Genomic DNA, 19,931 nt, shown 5'->3' with positions numbered 1-19,931 from the left:
CCCAGCCCTGGCCTAGCGGATGTTCGGGTCGAAGGTGAAGATCACCAGCGAGCCGAGCGCGATGGTGAACGCCACGGCGGTGAACAGCAGCGTCTTGAGCCAGACCCGGGTGTTGGCCTGCTCGGCGTAGTCGTTGATGACGGTGCGCAGGCCGTTGCCGCCGTGCAGCATGGCCAGCCACAGCATCGCCAGGTCCCAGAACTGCCAGAACGGCGAGGACCAGCGGCCGGCGACGAAGGCGAAGCCGACCTTCTGCACCCCGCCGTCCAGCACCAGCTGGATCAGCAGATGGCCGATGACCAGCACGACGAGCACGACACCGGACAGCCGCATGAACAGCCAGCCGTACAGCTCGAAGTTGGTACGGCTGCTGCGCGGGGTGCGCTTGGTACGGGCCCGCGGCGGCTCGATGACCGGGGCGGGGTTGTCCGGGCTGTACGGGGCGACGCTGGAACCGGTCAGCTCGACGGCGTCGGAGACGTCAGTGGACATGGCTCAGTTCCCCCACAGGACTCGTGCGGCGTGGCCCAGGACCGGGTAGATCGCGCCGAGCATCAGCAGGATCCACAGGCCCACCACCGTCCACAGCATCTGCTTCTGGTAGCGCGGCCCCTGCGTCCAGTAGTCGACGGCGATGATCCGCAGGCCGTTGAGGGCGTGGAAGAGGATCGCGGCGACCAGGCCGTACTCCAGCAGGCTGACGATCGGGGTCTTGTACGTGTGGACGACCTTGTCGTAGTCCTCGGGGGAGACCCGGACCAGCGCGGTGTCGAGGACGTGGACGAACAGGAAGAAGAAGATGAGGACACCGGTGACTCGGTGAGCCACCCACGACCACATGCCTTCCCGGCCGCGGTAGAGCGTTCCAGCCGGCACGGAAAAATACCCTCCGGGAGCGGGGCGAGGGGTGCCGGCTGCAGTTGTCGGTCACGCCCGGCCGGGTACGGTCCACCGGCCCCGGCCATCGTAGCGACGCGATACGGCCTGCGTACCGCGGGGTAGGCCAGGTGTGATCGATCCCGCACGGTCGGGTGAACGCGCCGGCTCGAACGCGCGGAGCAGCCGGCTCCGGCACAGCCGGCGCAGCTGCTCGGCGGTGACGGCGGACTCCTCGTCCGCGTCGTGGCCCAGCCTTTCCCGCAGGGCGGCCAGCGTCTGGTCGAGCGCGGCGGCCGGGTCGGCGGCGGTGGCCTCGTCGAGGGCGAGGATGAAGGCGTGGCCGAACCGGGACTCGTAGTGGGCGTGGGCGGCCCGCAGCGCGGTGTGCACGCTCAGGCCGCCGCGGTCGGCGAGCGCGGCGGGCGTCTCACCGGCGAGCGCCTCGGCGAGATCGCCCGAGGTCAGGTCGTACGCGGCCTCGTCCGCGGCGGCCAGCAGCGCCTCGACCGTCGGATACGGGCGGTGCGCGGCCACCCGACGCGCCCAGCGGTGGCTGCCGCAGCAGGCCAGCAGCACTGCCTCGGCGGCGGTGGGCGGCGCCTGGTTGAACCGCGCCAGCGGGGACGGCGCGGCGTCGGAGTCGGGGGCGCTGGGCAGCAGCGTGGCTCCAGAGTCGTCAGAGGGGATGGCCCCACTCTATGCGGTGCCGCTTCGAACACCGCGGGCGCGTAAACGAAGTTCACCCGTACGGTAAGGGGTGGTCACCCCGGGTTGACCGCCATGGCATGGCGGCAGGCTCCTCGGCGGGGCGCGCGCGGGCGCACGCAGAGCACCCGGGTGATGGCACGCGAGTGACGACGGCCGGGGGCCGCCTCCCCCCACAGGAGCGTCCCCGGCCGCCGACTTGTACGGCGTATCCCAGAGCAAAAGTGTCACAGCCCCTCATGAGGCAGGATTGACCGTGTGTTCGAGGGGGTGGGGCCCGAGGTGGAACTGCACGAGTCGTCTCTGGAAGCCGCGGTCAGCGCGGCGCAGCAAGGTGACGAGGGTGCCTTCCGCACCGTCTACCGCGCCGTCCAGCCGCAGTTGCTCAGCTACGTGCGCAGCCTGGTCGGGCCGGCCGACGCCGAGGACGTCGCGTCGGAGGCATGGCTGCAGATCGCCCGCGACCTGCCCAACTACCGCGGCGGCAGCGGCTCCATCCGCGGCTGGGCGGCCAGGATCGCCCGCAACAGGGCGCTGGACCACATCCGGGCGCGCAGCCGCCGCCCGGTCGCGGGCGGCGGCGTGGACGACCTGGTGCAGCTGCCGGACCGGGCGGACACCGCCGGTGAGGCGCTCGACGCGGTCGCCACCGACCGGGCGCTCGCGGCGATCGCGGCACTGCCGCGGGAGCAGGCGGAAGCGGTGCTTCTGCGGGTGGTGATGGGACTCGATTCAACCAGTGCGGCAAGAGTGCTCGGCAAGCGCGCCGGATCGGTGAGAATGGCCACTCACCGCGGACTGCGCCGGCTCGCCGAGATCCTGGCGGACGACGGCAACGGTTACCAGGAGCAGGAGGGCGGCGAGGGCGGCGGGCAGGACGCGGCGGGACCGCGGCCGGTGCCCGGGCAGCGGTCGGCGGACCGGCGGCACGCGGATGTGACCTATTCCGCGTCCAAGGCGCTGTGAGGGAGTGGGATGAGCGACAACACGCGACGCGAGACCGCATCCACGGGCCTGTCCTCCGCGGGGTCGCCCCGCACCCGCCCCGTCCGGCGTACGCCCCGCCACCCGGCGGCGACCCGCCTCGTACGCGCCGACCGCCGGGCGCCGCGCGGCGGTATGTCCGGCTGGCCCGACGCGGCCACGGCCGAGGCGCTGCTGGCCGGCGGCGCCGCGGGCCCGCCGCCGACCGTGCCGGCCGACCGCCTGGTACGGCTGCTCAGCGCGGCCCGCGAGGTCCGTACGACGCTGGACCCGGCGCGCGAGGCGGCGGCGCTGGCCGCCTTCCGCACCGCCGCGCAGGGGCGTGCGCGGGGCGGGCAGCCGGCGGCCCGGGGCGGGGGGCCGCGGGGGCTGCCCGCCGGGAGCGGGCTGCGGAAGGCCGGGGGCCGGCCGGGTACGGCGGGCGCGGGCGCAGGCGCGGGCGCGGGCGGTGGGCGGTTCGCGGCGTTGCGGGCCGCGTTGGCGGTGCGCCGGCCGCGGTTGATGGCGGCGGCGGTGGTCTCGGCGCTCGCGCTCGGCGGGGTGGCGGTCGGCATGGCCGCAGCCGCGCGGTCGCTGTCGCCCGGCGGCGGGGCCGGCACCGGGCCACTCCAGACCCGGCCGCCCGCGGCGGTGTCCCCGGACGGCGGCCGGGCCGGGCCCTGGACCGCGGGGCCGCCGGCCCGCAGCGCCCGGCCGGCGCCCGCGCCCGGCGGCCCGCACCGGGACCGGCACGCCGACGGCCACCGCCCGCGCGGCTGCCGCGCCGTGGCGGACCGGTCCTGCCCGCCCGGCACGGGGGCGGGCCGGACCGGCGCCGAGCACGGCGACGGCGGCAAGGACGTCAGGGACGGCGGGCACGAGGGGTACGAGGGGTACGAGGGTTACGAGGGGCATGACGGGCGCGAGGCCAAGGAGGGCCGGGACGGCAGGGACGACCGCGGCCCGCGGCACACCCGCCCCGGGCACCGCTCCCTGTCCCGCCCGCCCGGCAGGTGACACTTCCGACGGCCCGTGCGCTGTAGGGAGTAAGGCCGACTGGTCATCGGCCCCGATGACCCCGGTTCTCCCCGTACCGGGGTTTGACACGGAGCGCGGCCGGGCGCAATTCCCCCTGCCCGGCCGCGCTCCTCGTCACCCGTACGGGCGGCTCACCAGTAGACGACGACCTTGTCGCCGACCTTCACCTGGTCGAAGAGCCGCTCGATCGCGGCTTTGTCGCGGACGTTGACGCAGCCGTGCGAGGCGCCCGCGTATCCCCGGGCGGCGAAGTCCGAGGAGTAGTGCACGGCCTGGCCGCCGCTGAAGAACATCGCGTACGGCATCGCCGTGTGGTAGATCGTCGAGACGTGGTCGCGGCTCTTGGAGTTCACATGGAAGAGGCCCTCGCGGGTCGGCGTGTACTGCGAGCCGAACCGGACGTCCATCGTCGCCTGGACCTTGCCGTCGATGACCCAGGACAGCGTGCGGGTGGTCTTGCTGATGCACAGCGCGCGGCCGGTCAGGCAGCGGGAGTCCAGCTTGCCGGGCGCGTTGGCCGGGATCGGCGGGTAGAGCTCCTTGTGCGTCGGGGTGTGCGTGAGCGACTTCAGCTTTGACCAGGTGGTCTGCGTGACGGTGCCGGTCGAGGTCAGGCCGTGCCGCTCCTGGAAGTCGCTCACCGCGTTCTGCGTCACCGTGCCGTAGTAGCCCGTGGGGTTGCGCGAGAACAGGTGCAACTGGCCGAGGCGGGCCTGGAGTTCACGCACCTGGGCGCTGGTCTGGCCCATCGTCATCAGGGCCGCGGGCTTGGCGGGCGGCTTGGTCGTCGCCGGTGTCGTCGGTGTCGCCGAGGGGGAGGGCGCGGCGGTGGTGGCCGGGGTGGTCGGCGCCGGCGTGGTCGTCGCCGGGTCGGTCGTGGCCGGGTCGGTGGTGGGGGCGGCGGTCGTGGCCTGCGTCGTCGCCGCCGGGGCCTTGGAGTCCCCGGCGGTGTCGTCGCCCGGCCCGCACGCGGCGAGTACCGCGGCGGCCAGCGCCGCACCGGCCACCGCCACCGTCGCCCGCTGTCTTCTTCTGCTTCTGCCTCTGCCTGTGGACATTGCCCTCTTTATCCCCCTCGGTCGGCCGCTGTGCCCGCATAGACACGTTTCCGGCCCGCGCGGTTGCGACACCCCGGGACGAGGACTCCGTACTGTGAGGAAGGTCCCAGCCCGCGGGGCTGCACGCTGCACAAAGGCGCCGCTACAGTACGTGGCCGTAACTTCACGTGAGCAGCACCAGCGCAGCGGAGGCGTGCAGCATGACGCGCGAGTCGGAGAGCGGCCTGCCGATCGAACCCGTCTACGGCCCGGAGACGCTGGCCGGATGGGACCCGGCGGACAAGCTCGGAGAGCCCGGCGGGTACCCGTACACCCGCGGGGTCTACCCCACGATGTACACCGGACGGCCCTGGACGATGCGGCAGTACGCCGGCTTCGGCACCGCGTCGGAGTCCAACGCGCGCTACAAGCAGCTCATCGCCAACGGCACGACGGGGCTGTCCGTCGCGTTCGACCTGCCCACCCAGATGGGCCACGACTCCGACGCGCCGCTCGCGCACGGGGAGGTCGGCAAGGTCGGGGTCGCGATCGACTCCGTCGAGGACATGAAGGTGCTCTTCGACGGCATCCCGCTGGACCAGGTGTCCACGTCGATGACGATCAACGCGCCCGCCGCGCTTCTGCTGCTGCTCTACCAGCTCGTCGCCGAGGAGCAGGGGGTGTCCGCCGACAAGCTGACCGGGACGATCCAGAACGACGTGCTCAAGGAGTACATCGCGCGGGGCACGTACATCTTCCCGCCCAAGCCGTCGCTGCGGCTCGTCGCGGACACCTTCGCCTACTGCAAGGCGGAGATCCCCAGGTGGAACACGATCTCGATCTCCGGCTACCACATGGCCGAGGCGGGGGCGTCGCCCGCGCAGGAGATCGCGTTCACGCTCGCCGACGGCATCGAGTACGTCCGGACGGCGGTCGCCGCCGGGATGGACGTGGACGACTTCGCGCCGCGGCTGTCGTTCTTCTTCGTCTCGCGCACCACGATCCTGGAGGAGGTCGCGAAGTTCCGGGCGGCCCGGCGGATCTGGGCGCGGGTGATGCGGGAGGAGTTCGGGGCGCGGAACCCCAAGTCGTGGATGCTGCGCTTCCATACCCAGACGGCGGGGGTGCAGCTCACCGCGCAGCAGCCGGAGGTCAACCTCGTACGGGTCGCGGTGCAGGGGCTTGCGGCGGTGCTCGGCGGGACGCAGTCGCTGCACACGAACTCCTTCGACGAGGCGATCGCGCTGCCCACCGACAAGTCGGCGCGGCTCGCGCTGCGCACGCAGCAGGTGCTCGCGTACGAGACGGACGTCACGGCGACGGTGGACCCCTTCGCGGGGTCCTACGTGGTGGAGCGGATGACGGACGACGTGGAGGCGGCGGCGCTCGGCCTGATGGCGAGGGTGGAGGAGCTCGGCGGGGCGGTCGCGGCGATCGAGCGGGGCTTTCAGAAGTCGGAGATCGAGCGGAACGCGTACCGGATCGCTCTTGAGACGGATGCGGGGGAGCGGGTGGTGGTGGGCGTCAACCGCTTCAAGCTCGACGAGGAGGAGCCGTACGAGCCGCTGCGGGTCGACCCGGCGATCGAGTCCCGCCAGGCCGCGCGGCTCACGTCCCTGCGAGCCGCCCGCGACCCCGCGGCGGTCGCCGCGGCCCTCGCCGCCCTCCGCGCAGCGGCCTCCGGCCCGGGGAATGTCCTCTACCCCATGCGCGACGCGCTGCGCGCGCGAGCCACCGTGGGCGAGGTCTGCAACGCCCTCCGCGACGTCTGGGGCACCTACACCCCCTCCGACACATTCTGACCTCGCGCCAGCGCCAGAGCCTTGCCCCGCCGGGCCTTGGCTTGCGGCTGCCGCCGCGTGGGCGCGACCGCCCGGGGTCTGCGCCTGCGCCGGACGCCGGCAAACCAGGGGCGCGGGGCTGTGTTTGTTGTGCGGCTGGCGCCGCGTGGGCGCGACCGCCCGGGGTCTACGTCTGCGCCGGACGCCGGCAAACCAGGGGCGCGGGGAACTGCGCGACCAGCCGTATGCGGCCTGCAGGTCGTCACCGTCCCAAGGGGGCTGTTCGGTTCGGTCCGGGCCACCGGTCGGTGGTGGGTTGCGCGCGCAGTTCCCCGCGCCCCTGGGTGGTGGCCGTCTGGCGTCGAGGTTGCCCTCCCGGGCGGGGGCTTGCGACTGCGCCGCGGGCCAGCACACCAGGGGCGCGGGGAACTGCGCGGCCAGCCAGTGACCGGCGTGCACGTCGCCACCGTCCGTAAGGGGCTGTTCGGTCCGATCCGGACCACCGGCCGGTGGTGGGTTGCGCGCGCAGTTCCCCGCGCCCCTGGGTGGTGACCGTCCGGCGTCGAGGTTGCCCTCCCGGGCGGGGGCTTGCGGCTGCGCCGCGGGGCAGCACACCAGGGGCGCGGGGAACTGCGCGGCCAGCCAGTGACCGGCGTGCACGTCGCCACCGTCCGAGAGGGGCTGTTCGGTTCGTTCCGGACCACCGGTCGGTGGTGGGTTGCGCGCGCAGTTCCTCGCGCCCCTGGTGGTTGGCGTCCGGCGCAAACGTCAGCCCCGCGCCCCCGAGAAAGCGCCCCGCGGCGCAGCCGCGAGCCCCGAAGCTCCCGGGGGGGGGAGGGGCGGGGTTAGCGGATTTTTTTTTGGAGGGCTCGGGCGCGTTTGGCTACGCGGCGGACTACGCGGTTGCGGGGGACGAAGGAGAGCTTCGCGGGGACGCCGCCCGGGAGGGCGAGGGAGGTGAGGCGGCGGCGCTTGAAGTAAGGCCAGGTCCGCTTCGTGAGGTTCGCCGCAAGCCAGGCGGCAGCCTCCTCGCGCAGGTGCGGGTACGCCGCCGACTGCATGCAGAAGCCGACCGTGCGGACCAGCGGAGTGAGGTCCGCGGCGACGGAGGCCGGCGTGGGCGGGGACCAGGCGCGGACGGCCGCCGGGTCGGCGAGGTCGGGGAGCAGCGCGTGGACGATCGTGACGGGGACGCGGTTGCTGTTCTGGTACGGCGAGAGCCGGTCGAGCAGCAGGCCGGTCCCGGTACGGGCGACGGGGATGCCGTACAGCGCCGACGCGGTCAGCAGCGCGGTGGAGAAGCAGCCGGCGACCAGCGCGGGACGCGCCTTCTGGTAGACCACCTCCGCCAGCACCGGAGTGTTGAGCACCGTGAGCGTGCAGCCCAGCCGCGCCGCCTCGGCGACCAGCGGCTCCGTCCAGCTCGCCGGCGCCGTCGGATGCGGCTTGAAGACGATGTCCTTGTGCCCCAGCGCGGCAGCGCCCCGCACCATCGCCAGGTGCAGCTCCTCCTCTTCCTTGACGGAGAGGATCCGCAGCGCGGACAGGTACTGCCCGAGCAGCAGCGCCGCGCCCTGCGGCACCTCGGCGAGGCTGTCCCCGCCGGCGTACGCGGACGCCTCCGCGACCTCCTGGAGCACCTTGGTGAACTCCGCGCTCGGCACGACCTCGGGCTCCACCCCGAACTCGCTGAGCAGCAGCGGCCGGAGCCCCGGCACGAGATCCAGGTGCAGCAGCCGGTCGATACGGGTGTCCACGAGCAGGCCCAGCTTGTTGCGGGTCGGCCCGTACGACATCAGCCCGTCGGCGTAGACGGAGATCGGCGCGCCGGTGAAGATCTGCGCGAACGCCAGCGACGGCGGCACCTGGATCGACTCCACGACCAGCTCGACGTCGTCGTCCCCGAGCTCCCACGCCATCCGCACATGCCGCTCCCACATGGGGATCTCGTTGACCCGCGGGCTCCAGCCGCCCGGGTGCAGCGGGCTGATCAGCTCGTTCCACGACACGAGCCGGTCGAAGCGGCTGCGCAGCGCCTCGAAGCCGGGCGCCTGGTCCAGGCCCGGGTGCGTCTCGGGCACGCCGGCGTTGTTGCTCACGACCAGGATGCGCCGGTCGGCGGGCGGCAGCGCGTCCGCGTCGATCGCGGCGGCGAGCGTCGCGGCGCCGTAGAGAGTGGACGCCATCAGCAGCTGGGTGGTCATCGCGCGACCGCCGTTCCGCCGGAGGCGACCGCTTCCGCGGCGGCTCCCCGGCCGCCGGCCCCGCCGGAACGCCAGCGCAGCCGGCGGATCTTCGTACTGCGCTCGACGTCCATGGAGTCCAGGACACCGCCGAGCACGTCCTGCGGCAGCCGGCCCAGCGCCGCCGCGGCCACCGTCTTGAGCCGCCGGGCGATGGCCGGCTCGAAGCGGTCTATCTGCTCCAGGTGAAAGACGATCAGCGCGCAGAACTGCCGGATCGCCTTCGGCAGGAATCGGTCGCCGTCCGGGTCCTCGGCCAGCATGTCGAATACGAGTTCGCAGGAGCGGACGAAGTCCAATTGGCGTTCGTCGCCGATGCGGGTGAGCGAGGTCGTGACGTCGCGCCGGTAATGCATTCCCAGCAGGCTGACGACGCCGACGGACTTCGCCGCCAGGTGCATGCGCCAGGCCCACAGCCGGTCCTCGGCGGTCCGCAGCTCCTCGGGCATCCGCATCAGGCCCTGGTCGACCGCGCGCCGGTGGTACGCGCCGAAGGGCAGGTTCGGGTAGTCGACGAGCGAGGGCCGCTCGGCGGGCAGGATGCAGGCGCGCGGGTCGAGGACCGCGCCGCGCCGGCCGTGCGGGGCCCGGACGATCTCCCGCTCGGCGCCGGTGCACTTGACGTGGTCGGTGCGCAGGAAGTCGACGTCCAGCTCCTCCATCGCCCGGGTCAGCTGGGCCAGGTAGCCGGGGGCCATCCAGTCGTCGCCGTCCATGAAGGTGAGGTAGTCGCCCTTCGAGGCGTCGATGCCGGCGTTGCGCAGCGCCGAGACGCCGCCGTGGTCGCGCCGGAGGACGCGCGCGCCGGGGAGGGTGCGGGCCCCCTCTTCGAGCAGCCGGGGCGTCAGATCGGAAGAGCCGTCGTCCATGAGCAGGAACTCGAAATCCGGACGGCTGTTCGCCCGCAGGCTGTGCAGTGCATCGGGTACGAATTGCTGCACGTTGTAGAACGTCACGATGACGGAGAGCTTGACCACTCGATGAATCCTATGGTCTTGCCCGGCGGGGCACTTGGCGAGCGGGGAACGTTTGGGTAAACGGAAAATGTCCAGCCGGTGTTGTGGCTGCTCGGCGGCCTTTCGTGCGAAGTAGCGGCATTCTGTTTACCTCCCGTTGGCCTTCACTTCGTTAATTCCACCCGCCCGCTTCCTACTGTCGGCGTGTGCCAACACGTACGTCAGGCCCGCTGCGGGTCACGGTGATCGCCGACTCGGACACCCGGTGGAAGTGGGGCGCGCTCACCGCGCGCCGGATCGACCCCGAGGCCCGGCTCGACGCGCGCCTGCTGCGTGGCCGCGCCACCCCCACGCCCCGCCAGCTCGCCGAACTCGGCATCCCCGCCGACACGATGGTCGAGCTGACCATGGCGGAGATCCTCGCCGAGACCAGCGCCGACACCTGCGACGTACTGGTGGTCTCCTGCGTCGGCGGCACCGTCCAGGCGCTGCTGCACGGCCTCGGCCACGCCTGGCGCGGCCGTACCCGCCGCCCGGTCGTCGTCACCGGATACGTCGGCGTCGTCTACGAGAAGCTCGCCGACGGGCTGCTGCTGCGCGCCGGTGCGGATGTCGTCCTGGCCAACAGCGCGGACGACGCACGCCGTTTCCGCGAGGTCTACGAGGGCGTCGGCTACCGCACCGGCAGCATCGTCGAGACGGCGCTGCCCTTCCTCGGCGGCGACCCGTACAAGCCTGACGAGAGCCGGCCCTTCACCGTCACCTTCGCCGTCCAGCCGTCGGTGCCCGACAGCCGCAAGGACCGGCTGCACCTGCTGCGCCGGGCCGTCGCGCACGCCCGGCTGCACCCGTCGCGCGAGGTGCTGGTCAAGCTGCGCAGCAAGCCGGGCGAGCACACCACGCACATCGAGGAGCAGCCGTACCAGAAGCTGGTCGCCGCCCTCGAACCGCCGGCCAACGTGCACCTGGTGTACGGCAACATGGCCGAGGTCCTGGACCGTACCGACCTGCTGGTCACGGTCAGCTCGACCGCCGCGCTGGAGTCGCTGCACCGCGGCATCCCCACCGCCGTGCTCACCGACCTCGGCATCCGCGAGGCGCTGGGCAACCACCACTTCCTCGGCTCCGGCTGCTACGCCTCCTGGGACGAGCTCGACGACGGGGCGCTGCCGGTCGCCTCCGAGGAGTGGACGGCCACGCACGGCGTCTCCGGCGCCTCGCCCTACGCGACCTTGCGCGGCCGGGTCGCCGCGCTGCTCGACCAGGCCGAACTGCCGCCGCTGGCCCCCTACTACACGGTACGCACCGCGCCGGGCTACCTCCCCGGCGTCCTCGCCCGGCACGGCCTCGACGCCACGGGCGAGCCCGTCGACGGCTTCACCCCCCGCGAGGCCGGCCCCGTCCGCACGGCGGTCCGCGACTTCGTCCGCAACTCCGCGCGGACCGCTTACCGCCAGGGCGTCCAACGCGTGGCCCCCGCGATCCGCCGCTGGGGCCAGCTGTGAGCGCGGGTCGGCGCCGCCGGGCGCCGGCCAGGGGCGCGGGGACCGCACCGCCCGCCGCATCAGAGCCGCACAGTCATGACAGGAGTCACCCCATGAGCAAAGCCGACCGGGCGCCGGTGGAACCGGCGGGAAGCCACACCGTGCTGGCCGTCATCCCCGCGCGGGGGGGCTCCAAGGGCGTGCCCGGGAAGAACCTCGCGGCGGTCGGCGGCGTGCCGCTCGTCGCCCGCGCGGTGCACGCCTGCCGGCGGGCCAGGCGGATCACGGACGTCGTCGTGTCGACGGACGACCCGTCGATCGCCGAGGCCGCCAGGACCGCCGGCGCCGAGGTCGTGCTGCGCCCCGCGGCCATCGCGGGCGACACCGCGACCAGCGAGGCCGCCGTCCTGCACGCCATGGACGCGTACGAGGCCATGGCCGGCCGCGCGCCGGGCAGCACCGACGTGGTGCTGCTCGTCCAGTGCACCAGCCCCTTCATCACCGCCGAGGAGGTCGACGGCGTCGTCGCGGCCGTCATAGACGGCGGGGCCGACACCGCGCACACCGTCGCCCCCTTCCACGGCTTCATCTGGCGCGAGGCGGCCGAAGGCACCGAGGGCCCCGGCTCCACGCCGGCGTCCGGCTCCGCCTACGGCGTCAACCACGACAAGGCCACCCGCCCCCGCCGCCAGGACCGCCCGCAGGACCTGCTGGAGACCGGCACCGCGTACGCCATGCGCGCCCCCGGCTTCCGCGCCGCGAACCACCGCTTCTTCGGCCGCACGGCCCTCGTGCGCACCGACCCGGCGAAGGTGCTGGAGATCGACGAGCCCGCCGACCTCACCCGCGCCCGCGCCCTGGCCCCGCTGCTGGACCCCACGGCGGCCACCCCGACCCGCGACGACGTCGACGCGGTCGTACTCGACTTCGACGGCACCCAGACGGACGACCGGGTGCTGATCGACGCGGACGGACACGAGGCCGTCACCGTGCACCGCGGTGACGGGCTCGGGATCGCGGCGCTGCGCCGCGCGGGACTGCCCGTCCTCATCCTGTCCACCGAGACCAACCCGGTCGTGGCCGCGCGGGCGAGAAAGCTCGACGTGCCCGTCCTGCACGGCATCGACCGCAAGGACCTCGCGCTCAAGCAGTGGTGCGAGGAGAACGGCATCGCGCCCGAGCGGGTGCTCTACGCCGGCAACGACGTCAACGACCTGCCGTGCTTCGGCCTGGTCGGCTGGCCCGTCGCCGTCGCGGGCGCCCATGACGTCGTACGGGCCGCCGCCCGTGCGATCACCACGGCCGACGGCGGCTTCGGGGCGATCCGCGAGATCGCCGCGTGGCTGCTCGGCCCCACTCTGGCCCGCTGACCCGGCCACCCGCCACCTCTGGCACCCCTGTCATCCCCCATCCCCCTAAGGAACCACCCGTGACCTCTCCTCTCGCTTCCCTTCCCGCCAACCTCCGCCCCGTGGGCTCCCGCCACATCGGCAACGGCCAGCCCGTCTACATCACCGGCGAGATCGGCATCAACCACAACGGCGACCTGGAGAACGCCTTCGCCCTGATCGACGCGGCCGTCGCCGCGGGCTGCGACGCGGTCAAGTTCCAGAAGCGCACCCCGGAGATCTGCACCCCGCGCGACCAGTGGGAGATCGAGCGCGACACCCCCTGGGGCCGTATGACGTACATCGACTACCGGCACCGCGTCGAGTTCGACGAGGACGGCTACCGGGCGATCGACGAGTACTGCCGCAAGCGCGGCATCGACTGGTTCGCCTCGCCGTGGGACGTGGAGTCCGTCGCGTTCCTGGAGAAGTTCGACGTGCCCGCGCACAAGGTCGCCTCCGCGTGCCTGACCGACGACGACCTGCTGCGGGCGCTGCGCGCCACCGGCCGCACGGTGATCCTGTCCACCGGCATGTCGACGCCCAAGCAGATCCGGCACGCGGTGGAGGTGCTGGGCAGCGACAACATCGTGCTCTGCCACGCCACGTCGACGTACCCCGCCAAGCACGAAGAGCTCAACCTGCGGATGATCAACACACTGCAGACCGAGTACCCGAACGTGCCGGTCGGCTACAGCGGCCACGAGGTCGGCCTGCAGACCACGCTCGCCGCGGTCGCGCTCGGCGCGGTCTTCGTCGAGCGGCACATCACCCTCGACCGCGCCATGTGGGGCTCCGACCAGGCCGCCTCGGTCGAGTCGCAGGGCCTGGAGCGGCTGGTGCGCGACATCCGCATCATCGAGACCTCGCTCGGCGACGGCGTCAAGAAGGTCTACGAGGGTGAGCTCGGCCCGATGAAGAAGCTGCGCCGGGTCGCCGGTGTGGTCGCCGAGGCGGAGGCGGCCGAGGCGGACGCCGCGCAGTCCGCGGCCGTCTGAGCCCGTCCGGACCCGTCCGGGCCCGGCCCGCGGGACGCGCGCCCGCTCCCACGCCATGAGCAGCAATGAGCACCGAGTACACCGAGGACAAGGACAGTCGAGGATGACCGCCGCTTCCTCCGCCGGCCGTAAGCCGTCACCCCGCCCGGGGGACGGGACCGTCGCGCTGGTCGAGTCACCTGTGCAGCTGCTCAACGTGCTGGAGTGGGCGCATATACAGCCCGGCGTCCCCGCGGCGCGCGACGGCAGGGCGTACGACCCGCCCGCCGCCGCGCCCGCGGGCCGGGCGACGCCGATACGGGACACCGCCGGCGCGCCGCTCACCGTCGTCGTGCTCTCGCCCGCCGACCCGACCAGCCGCGGGCAGCTGCGGCGGATGGCCGAGCTCGCCCGGGACGAGGGCGTGGCGGTGCGCTGGTACGAGGCCCGCGGCAACCGCGGCGGGCTGCTGCGGACGGCGCTCGCGCTCGCGCCCACGCTGTGGCGGGTGCGGCGGCTGGTCATCGGCGACCCCTTCTCGCGGCTGGTGCAGGTGCTGCTGCCGCTGTGCCGGGCCCGGGAGCTGACCGTCGTCGACGACGGCACCGCCACGATGGAGTTCACCGCGATCCTCGCGCGCGGCGGCCGGCTCGTGCGCTGGCACCGCAGCGGGCGCCGCCGCTCGCCGGCCGACGCCGCCTTCGGCGTCTTCGCCTCCGCCGCCCGGCGCCGGCTCACGCCCGGCGGGAAGCGGCAGGTCGAGCTCTTCAGCGCGATGCCGGCGACGCCGCCGCCCGGGATGGCGCTGCGCGCCAACGCCATGAGCTGGACGCGGGCGCGCTTCGGGCCGCCGCATGTGCTGGGCGGCACCGACCTGATCGGGACGTCGCTGGTGGAGACCGGCGTCGTGGACGCCGAGCACTACCACGCGGTCGTCGCCGACCTGGCCGAGCGGCACGGCGCCACGCGCTACTTCGCGCACCGCAAGGAGGCGCAGGACAAGCTGCACCGGCTCGCCGCCGAGACCGGCCTGGAGATCGTCCGGCCCGACCTGCCGCTGGAACTCGTCGCCCGGCGCGGGCCGACCGGGCGGGCGATCCTGTCCTTCCCCTCCACGGTCGTGCACACCCTGCCGCTCGTCCTGGCCGGCACGGGCGTGGAGCTGACCGTCGTCGACATCGACCCCGCCTGGCTCACCTCCGCGGCCGGGCCCCGCGCGCACACCTTCCTGACCGCGATCACGGAGTCCGCCCAGGCGCCGACCGAGGCTGCGGCCCAGACGTCCGCCCAGGCCCCGACCGAGCCCCCGGCCCAGCCTTCGGCCCGGACCCCGACCGAGCCCCCGGCCCAGGCAGCGGCTCAGCCGCCGGCGAAGGCCCCGGCCCCGTAAGGGAGTTGGGTCCCGCTCACCGACCTTGCCGTTACGGGAGCCCTCGTTCGCCTGTACGTCAGGCCGGCGTAACCTGATGATCAACTCCGTACGACAGAGTGCGGGAATGGTGGCATCGTTACGCGGGCCCGAGCCCGCGCAGCCCTCGACGCCGGGAACGTCCCTCATGCCCGTGCAGCCCTTGACGCAGTCCTTCACCTCGGCGCGCCCCGACGGCCTCGACGGCCCCGAAGCGCTACCGCCCGCCGCGGCGCGGGGCCGGCTGCGCGTCGCCGTCGTGACCAGCGGCGGGGTCGACGGGGACTCCCGCGCCCTGCGCGTCGCCGCAGCCGCGCACGCGGCCGGCTACCAGGTCACCCTCGTGGGCCAGGCGCCGGCCACCGTCGCGCTGCCCGGCATCGAGGTCCGCCGGGTCGCCGTCGCGGGCGTCCTCGGCAACCACCGGGTGCGCAGACCGCGCCCCGGCCTGCGCTGGCCGCTGGCGTACCGCAGCGCGGGCGCGTACGACCACCGCACCGTCCAGCTCGCCGCCGCCCGCCAGCTGCTGGTCACCCGTTCCGCCGAGCTCGACCTGGTGCACCGCCCGCTGCCGCTGCTCGCCCTCGCCCGGGTCGGCCACGCGCTGGCGTGGCTGCGCTACGGCGTACGGGCCGGCTGGACGCGGATGCGGGCGGCGCAGTACCTCGCGGCGGTACGCCGGCGGCGCAGCCCCGTGGCGCGGCTGGACAACCTCATGACGGACCTCGCCCGGCTCGCGCTCGGGCGCCGGGCGTGGCGGCGGCTCGACCCCAGCCTGCTGGACGAGGAGGTCGCCTACGGGCCGGTGCTGGACCAGGTGCGCCCGCACCTCATCCACGCGCTCGGCCACCGGGCGCTGGGCGTGGCGATCCGGGCGGCGCTGCGCGCGGAGGGCGGCGGGCACCGTATCGAGGTCGTGTGGGACGTGCCGCCGCGGATGCCCGCCGCCTCACGCCGGGAGGGCGTGGCCGGCGACGCCCACGAGCGCAGCTTCGCCCGCGAGGCGGACGGCGTCGTCACCGTCGGCCAGGGCCTGGCCCGCGAGCTACGCGCCCGGCACCGGCTGGCCACCACGCCCGCGGTCGTCCGCAACGCCCCGCCGCTGGCCGAGCGCCCGCTCACCCACCCGCACGGCGTGCGCGACCGCTGCCACCTCGCGCCCGAGGTCCCGCTGCTGGTGCACGCCGGGCCGGTCACCGCCGACCGCGGCCCCGGCACCGTCATCGAGGCGCTGCCCAAGCTCTACGACCTGCACGCCGCCTTCGTCGTCCCCGACCCCGCGCACCCGGACGTGGCGGCCCTGCGCGAGCGCGCCGAGCAGCTCGGCGTCCACACCCGCCTGCACGTCCTGCCGTACGTCCCGGTCGCCGAGATCACCGCTTTCCTCGCCTCCGCGGACATCGGCGTCCTCCCGGTCCTGAAGCTCCCGCACCACCAGTCGGTCCTGGCCACCCGCTACTTCGAGTACGCCCACGCCCGCCTCCCGGTCGTCGTCAGCGACGTCCGCGCGATGGCCGCGGCGACCCTCGAACTCGGCAACGGCGAGGTCTTCCGCGCCGCCGACACCGCCGACTTCGTCCGCGCAGTGGGCGCCGTCCTCACCAACCCCCGCCGCTACCGCAAGGCCTACGACCGCGTCGACCGCCTCCGCGAATGGTCCTGGCAAACCGAATCCGCCCCCCTCCTCGACCTCTACACCCGCCTCCTCGGCCCCCGCTCCCGCGCGGAGGCGTAGCGGCCGGGGGCCTCAGGGCGTCAGTGCGTCGAGGTCGAGGCTGATGTCGAAGGGGACGGGCCGCTTGAGGCTGCCGCGGAAGATGCCCGCGGGCACGTAGGTCCGGGTCGGGCCGTCCAGCTCGTAGACGTGGACGACGGGCCGGCTGCCCTCGTCCTCGATGCACCAGTAGTGCGGGATACCGGCCTCGGCGTACTTGCGCAGCTTGACCGTACGGTCCCGGTGCGCCGACTCCGGCGAGACGACCTCGACGACGAGCTGCACGTCCTCGGGGGCGAACCAGGTGCGGTCCTCCTCGTACGCGCGCGTTGTCACCAGCAGGTCCGGCTCGGGGCGGTTGCGGCGGTCGAGGCGGACCGCCACCTCACGGGCCACCCGGCCGCCCTTCGACGCCTGGTCCTCCAGGGCGGCGGCAACCTGGCCGAGCACGGTGTCGTGCCACTGCGGCTCGGGGAGGTGCCGGAAGACGAACGCCCCGTGCATCAGCTCCGTGTGCTTCGGCGCTTCGGGCAGAAGGTCCAGGTCCTCGGCGTACCAGCCCTCGGCTCGGGGCGGTGTCATCCACTCGGGCAGTAGCGGCATGGAGGGAGGCTACCGGGAACCGCTCGCGCCACGTTGCCGTAACAAGCGTGGCGTAGCGTGAGGGGGCGCGGTCGGGGGGTTGTGGGGCGTTGCCTCACGTGGGGGCCGTCGTTGAGGCAGTATGGCGGGGTGTCCGGCCTCAAAAGGGTGGACATACCCCTGAGGATGACCGGGTATGCGCCGATCGGGCGACTTCTTCTCCTCGTGATGTACGTGTTCTTGTCCGATCAGCCCAGAGGAGCCGGTCATGGGGCATACCCTGACTGGGGTGAACGACTCACCCGCAGCGCCGTCCGGTGCGCTGTCCGAAGAAATGCGCGACGAGCTCATCGCGTTCCGGCGTGACCTGCACCGGCACCCGGAGTTGAGCCGGCAGGAGTTCAGGACCACGCAGAAGGTCCGGGAGCGGCTGGAGCAGGCCGGGCTGGAGCCCGAGGTGCTGCCGGGCGGGACGGGGCTGGTGTGCGACATCGGGGCGGACAGCCCCGGGCGGGGGCGGCTCGCGCTGCGGGCGGACCTGGACGCGCTGCCGGTGCCGGACACCAAGAGCGTGCCGTACCGCTCGACCGTCGAGGGCCGGGCGCATGCGTGCGGGCACGACGTGCACACCACCGTGGTGCTCGGCACCGGCCTGGTGCTCGCCGAGCTGGACCGGCAGGGCCGGCTGCCGCGGCCGGTGCGGCTGGTGTTCCAGGCGGCCGAGGAGGTCATGCCGGGCGGCGCGATCGACGCGGTCAAGGCCGGCGTGCTCGACGGGGTGGAACGTATCTTCGCCGTCCACTGCGACCCCAAGGTCGAGGTCGGCCGGATCGGCCTGCGGGTCGGCCCCATCACCTCGGCCGCCGACAAGCTGCTGCTCGCCCTGGACGGCCCCGGCGGCCACAGCGCCCGCCCGCACCTGACGACCGACCTGGTCATGGCCACCGCCAAGCTCGCCACGGAGCTGCCCACCGTGCTGACCCGCCGCGCCGACCCGCGCTCGGGCCTGAGCGTGGTGTGGGGCCGTATCCAGGCCGGGCACGCGGCGAACGTCATCCCGCAGCACGCCGAGCTGGAGGGCACCGTCCGCTGCCTGGACCTCGCCGCCTGGCACGAGGCGCCGGACCTGGTGCACGAGGTCATCGACCAGGTCGCCGCGATGTACCGCGCCAAGTGCGAGATCACCTACCAGCGCGGTGTCCCCCCGGTGGTCAACGAGGCGGTCTCCACCGAGATGCTGCGGGACGCGATGACCGCGCGGTACGGTCTGCACGCGGTCGAGGACACCGAGCAGAGCCTCGGCGGCGAGGACTTCTCGTGGTATCTGGAGCGGGTCCCCGGCGCGCTCGCCCGGCTCGGGGTGCGCCCGGTCGGCGACACCGTCAAGCGTGATCTGCACCAGGGCGACTTCGACGCCGACGAAGGCGCCATCGCGGTCGGCGTGGACCTGTTCACCGGCGTTGCGCTGCTGGTCTGACGCGGTGTGAAGCCTCGGCTACCGGGGCTTCACCCAGCGGTAATGCGTCGATCCGATAACGGGCCTTCATTCGGTCTTTACCTGACATCTACGCGCGTTAAGCTCCCGCGTAGCCAGCGCCGGAACCAGGCGCGTCGTCGTAACGAACACCGAAGGGGACCCTCTCTTGCGCCGGGTATCCAAGATCGCTGCCGCGGGTGTGGTCTCCGCGGCTCTCGCGCTGACCGCCACCGCGTGCGGCAGCAGCACGACGGACGACAGCAAGCCGTCGAGCAGCAGCAGCGCCGGGGGCGGTTCGTCCGCCGGCGGCAAGGGGAAGGGCGTCGGCATCGCGTACGACGTCGGCGGTCGCGGCGACCACTCCTTCAACGACTCCGCCGCCCGCGGCCTGGACAAGGCCGACCAGGAGCTGAACCTGGAGTCCAAGGAGCTGACCGCCGCCAACGGCGAGACCGACTCCGACCGCGAGCAGCACCTGGACGCGATGGCAGCCGCGGGCTACAACCCGGTCATCGCCGTCGGCTACACCTACGGTCCCGCGCTGCAGAAGATCGCCGCGAAGTACCCGAACACCACCTTCGGCATCGTCGACTCGGTCGTGGACCTGCCCAACGTCGACAGCATGACCTTCGCCACCGAGCAGAGCTCGTACCTCGCGGGCGTCGCCGCGGCCCTGAAGACCAAGACCGGCCAGGTCGGATTCATCGGCGGTGTGCAGAACGCGCTCATCGGCACCTTCGACGCGGGCTTCGCCCAGGGCGTCAAGGACACCAAGCCGAACGTGAAGGTCACCAGCGAGTACCTGTACAAGAACGACCCGCGCGGCTTCAACGACGCCGCCTCCGCGGCCGGCAAGGCCCAGGGCATGCTCGACCGCGGCATCGACGTCATCTACACCGCGGCCGGCCTGTCCGGCGACGGCTCGATCCAGAAGGTCGCCGGCAAGTCCGGCGCCTGGGCGATCGGCGTGGACTCCGACCAGTTCCAGGACCCGGCGCTGGCCAAGTACAAGAACAGCATCCTGACCTCGGCGGTCAAGAACGTCGACGTGGCGGTCTACGACCTGATCACCTCGGTGAAGAAGGACAACAAGCCGAAGGTCGGCACCAACACGTACAACCTCGCCAACAACGGTGTGTCGCTCGCCTCCTCCGGCGGCTTCATCGCCGACATCCAGTCGCAGCTCGACGCGGCCAAGCAGAAGATCGTGTCCGGCCAGGTCAAGGTGAACACCACCCCGTGACCCCCGGCGTCTGAGCCAGGGACGTACGGCCACGAGGCCCGGTGGGGGGACTCCGC

17 protein-coding genes are annotated in these 19,931 nt (G+C 73.3%); 10 read left to right on the top strand and 7 right to left on the bottom strand.

Translation table 11 applies throughout. The features are described 5' to 3' along the window. Window positions 1-12 precede the first annotated feature (12 nt). From HCN08_RS04865 to HCN08_RS04855, 3 genes are read right to left on the bottom strand one after another with little or no spacing between them, the layout of a single operon-like run. Window positions 13-492: a succinate dehydrogenase hydrophobic membrane anchor subunit gene (locus HCN08_RS04865; RefSeq protein ID WP_167981579.1), complete on the bottom strand. Its 480-nt coding sequence runs from the start codon at window positions 490-492 to the stop codon at window positions 13-15. 3 nt (window positions 493-495) lie between these two features. Beyond that, on the bottom strand, window positions 496-876 hold the full coding sequence (gene sdhC / locus HCN08_RS04860) for a succinate dehydrogenase, cytochrome b556 subunit (protein WP_167981578.1): 381 nt from the start codon (window positions 874-876) through the stop codon (window positions 496-498). 51 nt (window positions 877-927) lie between these two features. Next, the gene (locus HCN08_RS04855) at window positions 928-1,455 is read right to left on the bottom strand and encodes a 2-oxo-4-hydroxy-4-carboxy-5-ureidoimidazoline decarboxylase (protein ID WP_407648669.1); all 528 of its coding nucleotides are present in this window, start codon (window positions 1,453-1,455) and stop codon (window positions 928-930) included. A 387-nt stretch (window positions 1,456-1,842) separates the two neighbouring features. Here HCN08_RS04855 and HCN08_RS04850 point away from each other — a divergent pair, with 387 nt between their 5' ends. Next, window positions 1,843-2,550, top strand: coding sequence for an RNA polymerase sigma factor (locus HCN08_RS04850; RefSeq protein WP_407648668.1), 708 nt, complete (start codon window positions 1,843-1,845; stop codon window positions 2,548-2,550). Window positions 2,551-2,559: 9 nt separating this feature from the next. Next, the gene (locus HCN08_RS04845; protein ID WP_167981577.1) at window positions 2,560-3,564 is read left to right on the top strand and encodes a hypothetical protein; all 1,005 of its coding nucleotides are present in this window, start codon (window positions 2,560-2,562) and stop codon (window positions 3,562-3,564) included. Window positions 3,565-3,716: 152 nt separating this feature from the next. Here HCN08_RS04845 and HCN08_RS04840 read toward each other — a convergent pair whose 3' ends face one another. Continuing rightward, window positions 3,717-4,643, bottom strand: a complete 927-nt coding sequence (locus HCN08_RS04840) for a L,D-transpeptidase family protein (RefSeq protein ID WP_167981576.1) — start codon at window positions 4,641-4,643, stop codon at window positions 3,717-3,719. A 200-nt stretch (window positions 4,644-4,843) separates the two neighbouring features. Here HCN08_RS04840 and HCN08_RS04835 point away from each other — a divergent pair, with 200 nt between their 5' ends. Then, a complete protein-coding gene (locus HCN08_RS04835) occupies window positions 4,844-6,424 on the top strand; it encodes an acyl-CoA mutase large subunit family protein (protein ID WP_167981575.1) in 1,581 nt (526 codons plus the stop codon). Window positions 6,425-7,248: 824 nt separating this feature from the next. Here the strand turns inward: HCN08_RS04835 and HCN08_RS04830 are convergent. Together HCN08_RS04830 and HCN08_RS04825 are read right to left on the bottom strand one after the other, a co-directional pair. Beyond that, entirely contained in the window at window positions 7,249-8,607 is a 1,359-nt protein-coding gene (locus HCN08_RS04830; protein WP_167981574.1) for a polysialyltransferase family glycosyltransferase, read from the bottom strand. Continuing rightward, the gene (locus HCN08_RS04825) at window positions 8,604-9,623 is read right to left on the bottom strand and encodes a glycosyltransferase family 2 protein (protein WP_167981573.1); all 1,020 of its coding nucleotides are present in this window, start codon (window positions 9,621-9,623) and stop codon (window positions 8,604-8,606) included. Before HCN08_RS04825 ends, HCN08_RS04830 begins: the two co-directional genes overlap by 4 nt. Before the next feature lie 185 nt (window positions 9,624-9,808). Between HCN08_RS04825 and HCN08_RS04820 the strand changes: the two genes are divergently transcribed. The 5 genes from HCN08_RS04820 to HCN08_RS04800 all read left to right on the top strand — a co-directional run bounded on the left by HCN08_RS04820 (window position 9,809) and on the right by HCN08_RS04800 (window position 16,594). After that, on the top strand, window positions 9,809-11,107 hold the full coding sequence (locus HCN08_RS04820) for a DUF6716 putative glycosyltransferase (protein ID WP_322974229.1): 1,299 nt from the start codon (window positions 9,809-9,811) through the stop codon (window positions 11,105-11,107). 92 nt (window positions 11,108-11,199) lie between these two features. After that, on the top strand, window positions 11,200-12,456 hold the full coding sequence (locus HCN08_RS04815; RefSeq protein ID WP_167981572.1) for an acylneuraminate cytidylyltransferase: 1,257 nt from the start codon (window positions 11,200-11,202) through the stop codon (window positions 12,454-12,456). A 59-nt stretch (window positions 12,457-12,515) separates the two neighbouring features. Next, a complete protein-coding gene (locus HCN08_RS04810; protein ID WP_167981571.1) occupies window positions 12,516-13,472 on the top strand; it encodes an N-acetylneuraminate synthase family protein in 957 nt (318 codons plus the stop codon). A gap of 103 nt (window positions 13,473-13,575) precedes the next feature. Next, window positions 13,576-14,841: a hypothetical protein gene (locus HCN08_RS04805; protein WP_240969751.1), complete on the top strand. Its 1,266-nt coding sequence runs from the start codon at window positions 13,576-13,578 to the stop codon at window positions 14,839-14,841. 166 nt (window positions 14,842-15,007) lie between these two features. Continuing rightward, a complete protein-coding gene (locus HCN08_RS04800; protein ID WP_167981570.1) occupies window positions 15,008-16,594 on the top strand; it encodes a glycosyltransferase in 1,587 nt (528 codons plus the stop codon). A 12-nt stretch (window positions 16,595-16,606) separates the two neighbouring features. Here the strand turns inward: HCN08_RS04800 and HCN08_RS04795 are convergent, their stop codons facing one another. Next, the gene (locus tag HCN08_RS04795) at window positions 16,607-17,176 is read right to left on the bottom strand and encodes a Uma2 family endonuclease (protein ID WP_167981569.1); all 570 of its coding nucleotides are present in this window, start codon (window positions 17,174-17,176) and stop codon (window positions 16,607-16,609) included. A 247-nt stretch (window positions 17,177-17,423) separates the two neighbouring features. On the opposite strand from HCN08_RS04795, the gene HCN08_RS04790 reads away from it, so the two are divergent. Both HCN08_RS04790 and HCN08_RS04785 read left to right on the top strand, forming a co-directional pair. Beyond that, window positions 17,424-18,632, top strand: a complete 1,209-nt coding sequence (locus tag HCN08_RS04790) for an amidohydrolase (RefSeq protein WP_167981568.1) — start codon at window positions 17,424-17,426, stop codon at window positions 18,630-18,632. A gap of 166 nt (window positions 18,633-18,798) precedes the next feature. Next, window positions 18,799-19,875, top strand: a complete 1,077-nt coding sequence (locus HCN08_RS04785; RefSeq protein WP_167981567.1) for a BMP family lipoprotein — start codon at window positions 18,799-18,801, stop codon at window positions 19,873-19,875. The last annotated feature ends 56 nt before the right edge of the window (window positions 19,876-19,931 follow it).

Origin of the sequence: Actinacidiphila epipremni, assembly GCF_012034175.1 — a bacterium.
Classification (GTDB): Bacteria; Actinomycetota; Actinomycetes; order Streptomycetales; family Streptomycetaceae; genus Actinacidiphila; species Actinacidiphila epipremni.
Note: the sequence above shows the minus strand (reverse complement) of the source record. Positions and strands in the feature narration are given on the sequence as shown.

Coding starts and splice junctions, on each gene's coding strand:
- HCN08_RS04805 (WP_240969751.1), top strand. CDS start 13,576: ATGACCGCCGCTTCCTCCGCCGGCCGTAAGCCGTCACCCCGCCCGGGG.
- HCN08_RS04840 (WP_167981576.1), bottom strand. CDS start 4,643: ATGTCCACAGGCAGAGGCAGAAGCAGAAGAAGACAGCGGGCGACGGTG.
- HCN08_RS04815 (WP_167981572.1), top strand. CDS start 11,200: ATGAGCAAAGCCGACCGGGCGCCGGTGGAACCGGCGGGAAGCCACACC.
- HCN08_RS04835 (WP_167981575.1), top strand. CDS start 4,844: ATGACGCGCGAGTCGGAGAGCGGCCTGCCGATCGAACCCGTCTACGGC.
- HCN08_RS04795 (WP_167981569.1), bottom strand. CDS start 17,176: ATGCCGCTACTGCCCGAGTGGATGACACCGCCCCGAGCCGAGGGCTGG.
- HCN08_RS04845 (WP_167981577.1), top strand. CDS start 2,560: ATGAGCGACAACACGCGACGCGAGACCGCATCCACGGGCCTGTCCTCC.
- HCN08_RS04790 (WP_167981568.1), top strand. CDS start 17,424: ATGGGGCATACCCTGACTGGGGTGAACGACTCACCCGCAGCGCCGTCC.
- HCN08_RS04800 (WP_167981570.1), top strand. CDS start 15,008: ATGCCCGTGCAGCCCTTGACGCAGTCCTTCACCTCGGCGCGCCCCGAC.
- HCN08_RS04865 (WP_167981579.1), bottom strand. CDS start 492: ATGTCCACTGACGTCTCCGACGCCGTCGAGCTGACCGGTTCCAGCGTC.
- HCN08_RS04830 (WP_167981574.1), bottom strand. CDS start 8,607: ATGACCACCCAGCTGCTGATGGCGTCCACTCTCTACGGCGCCGCGACG.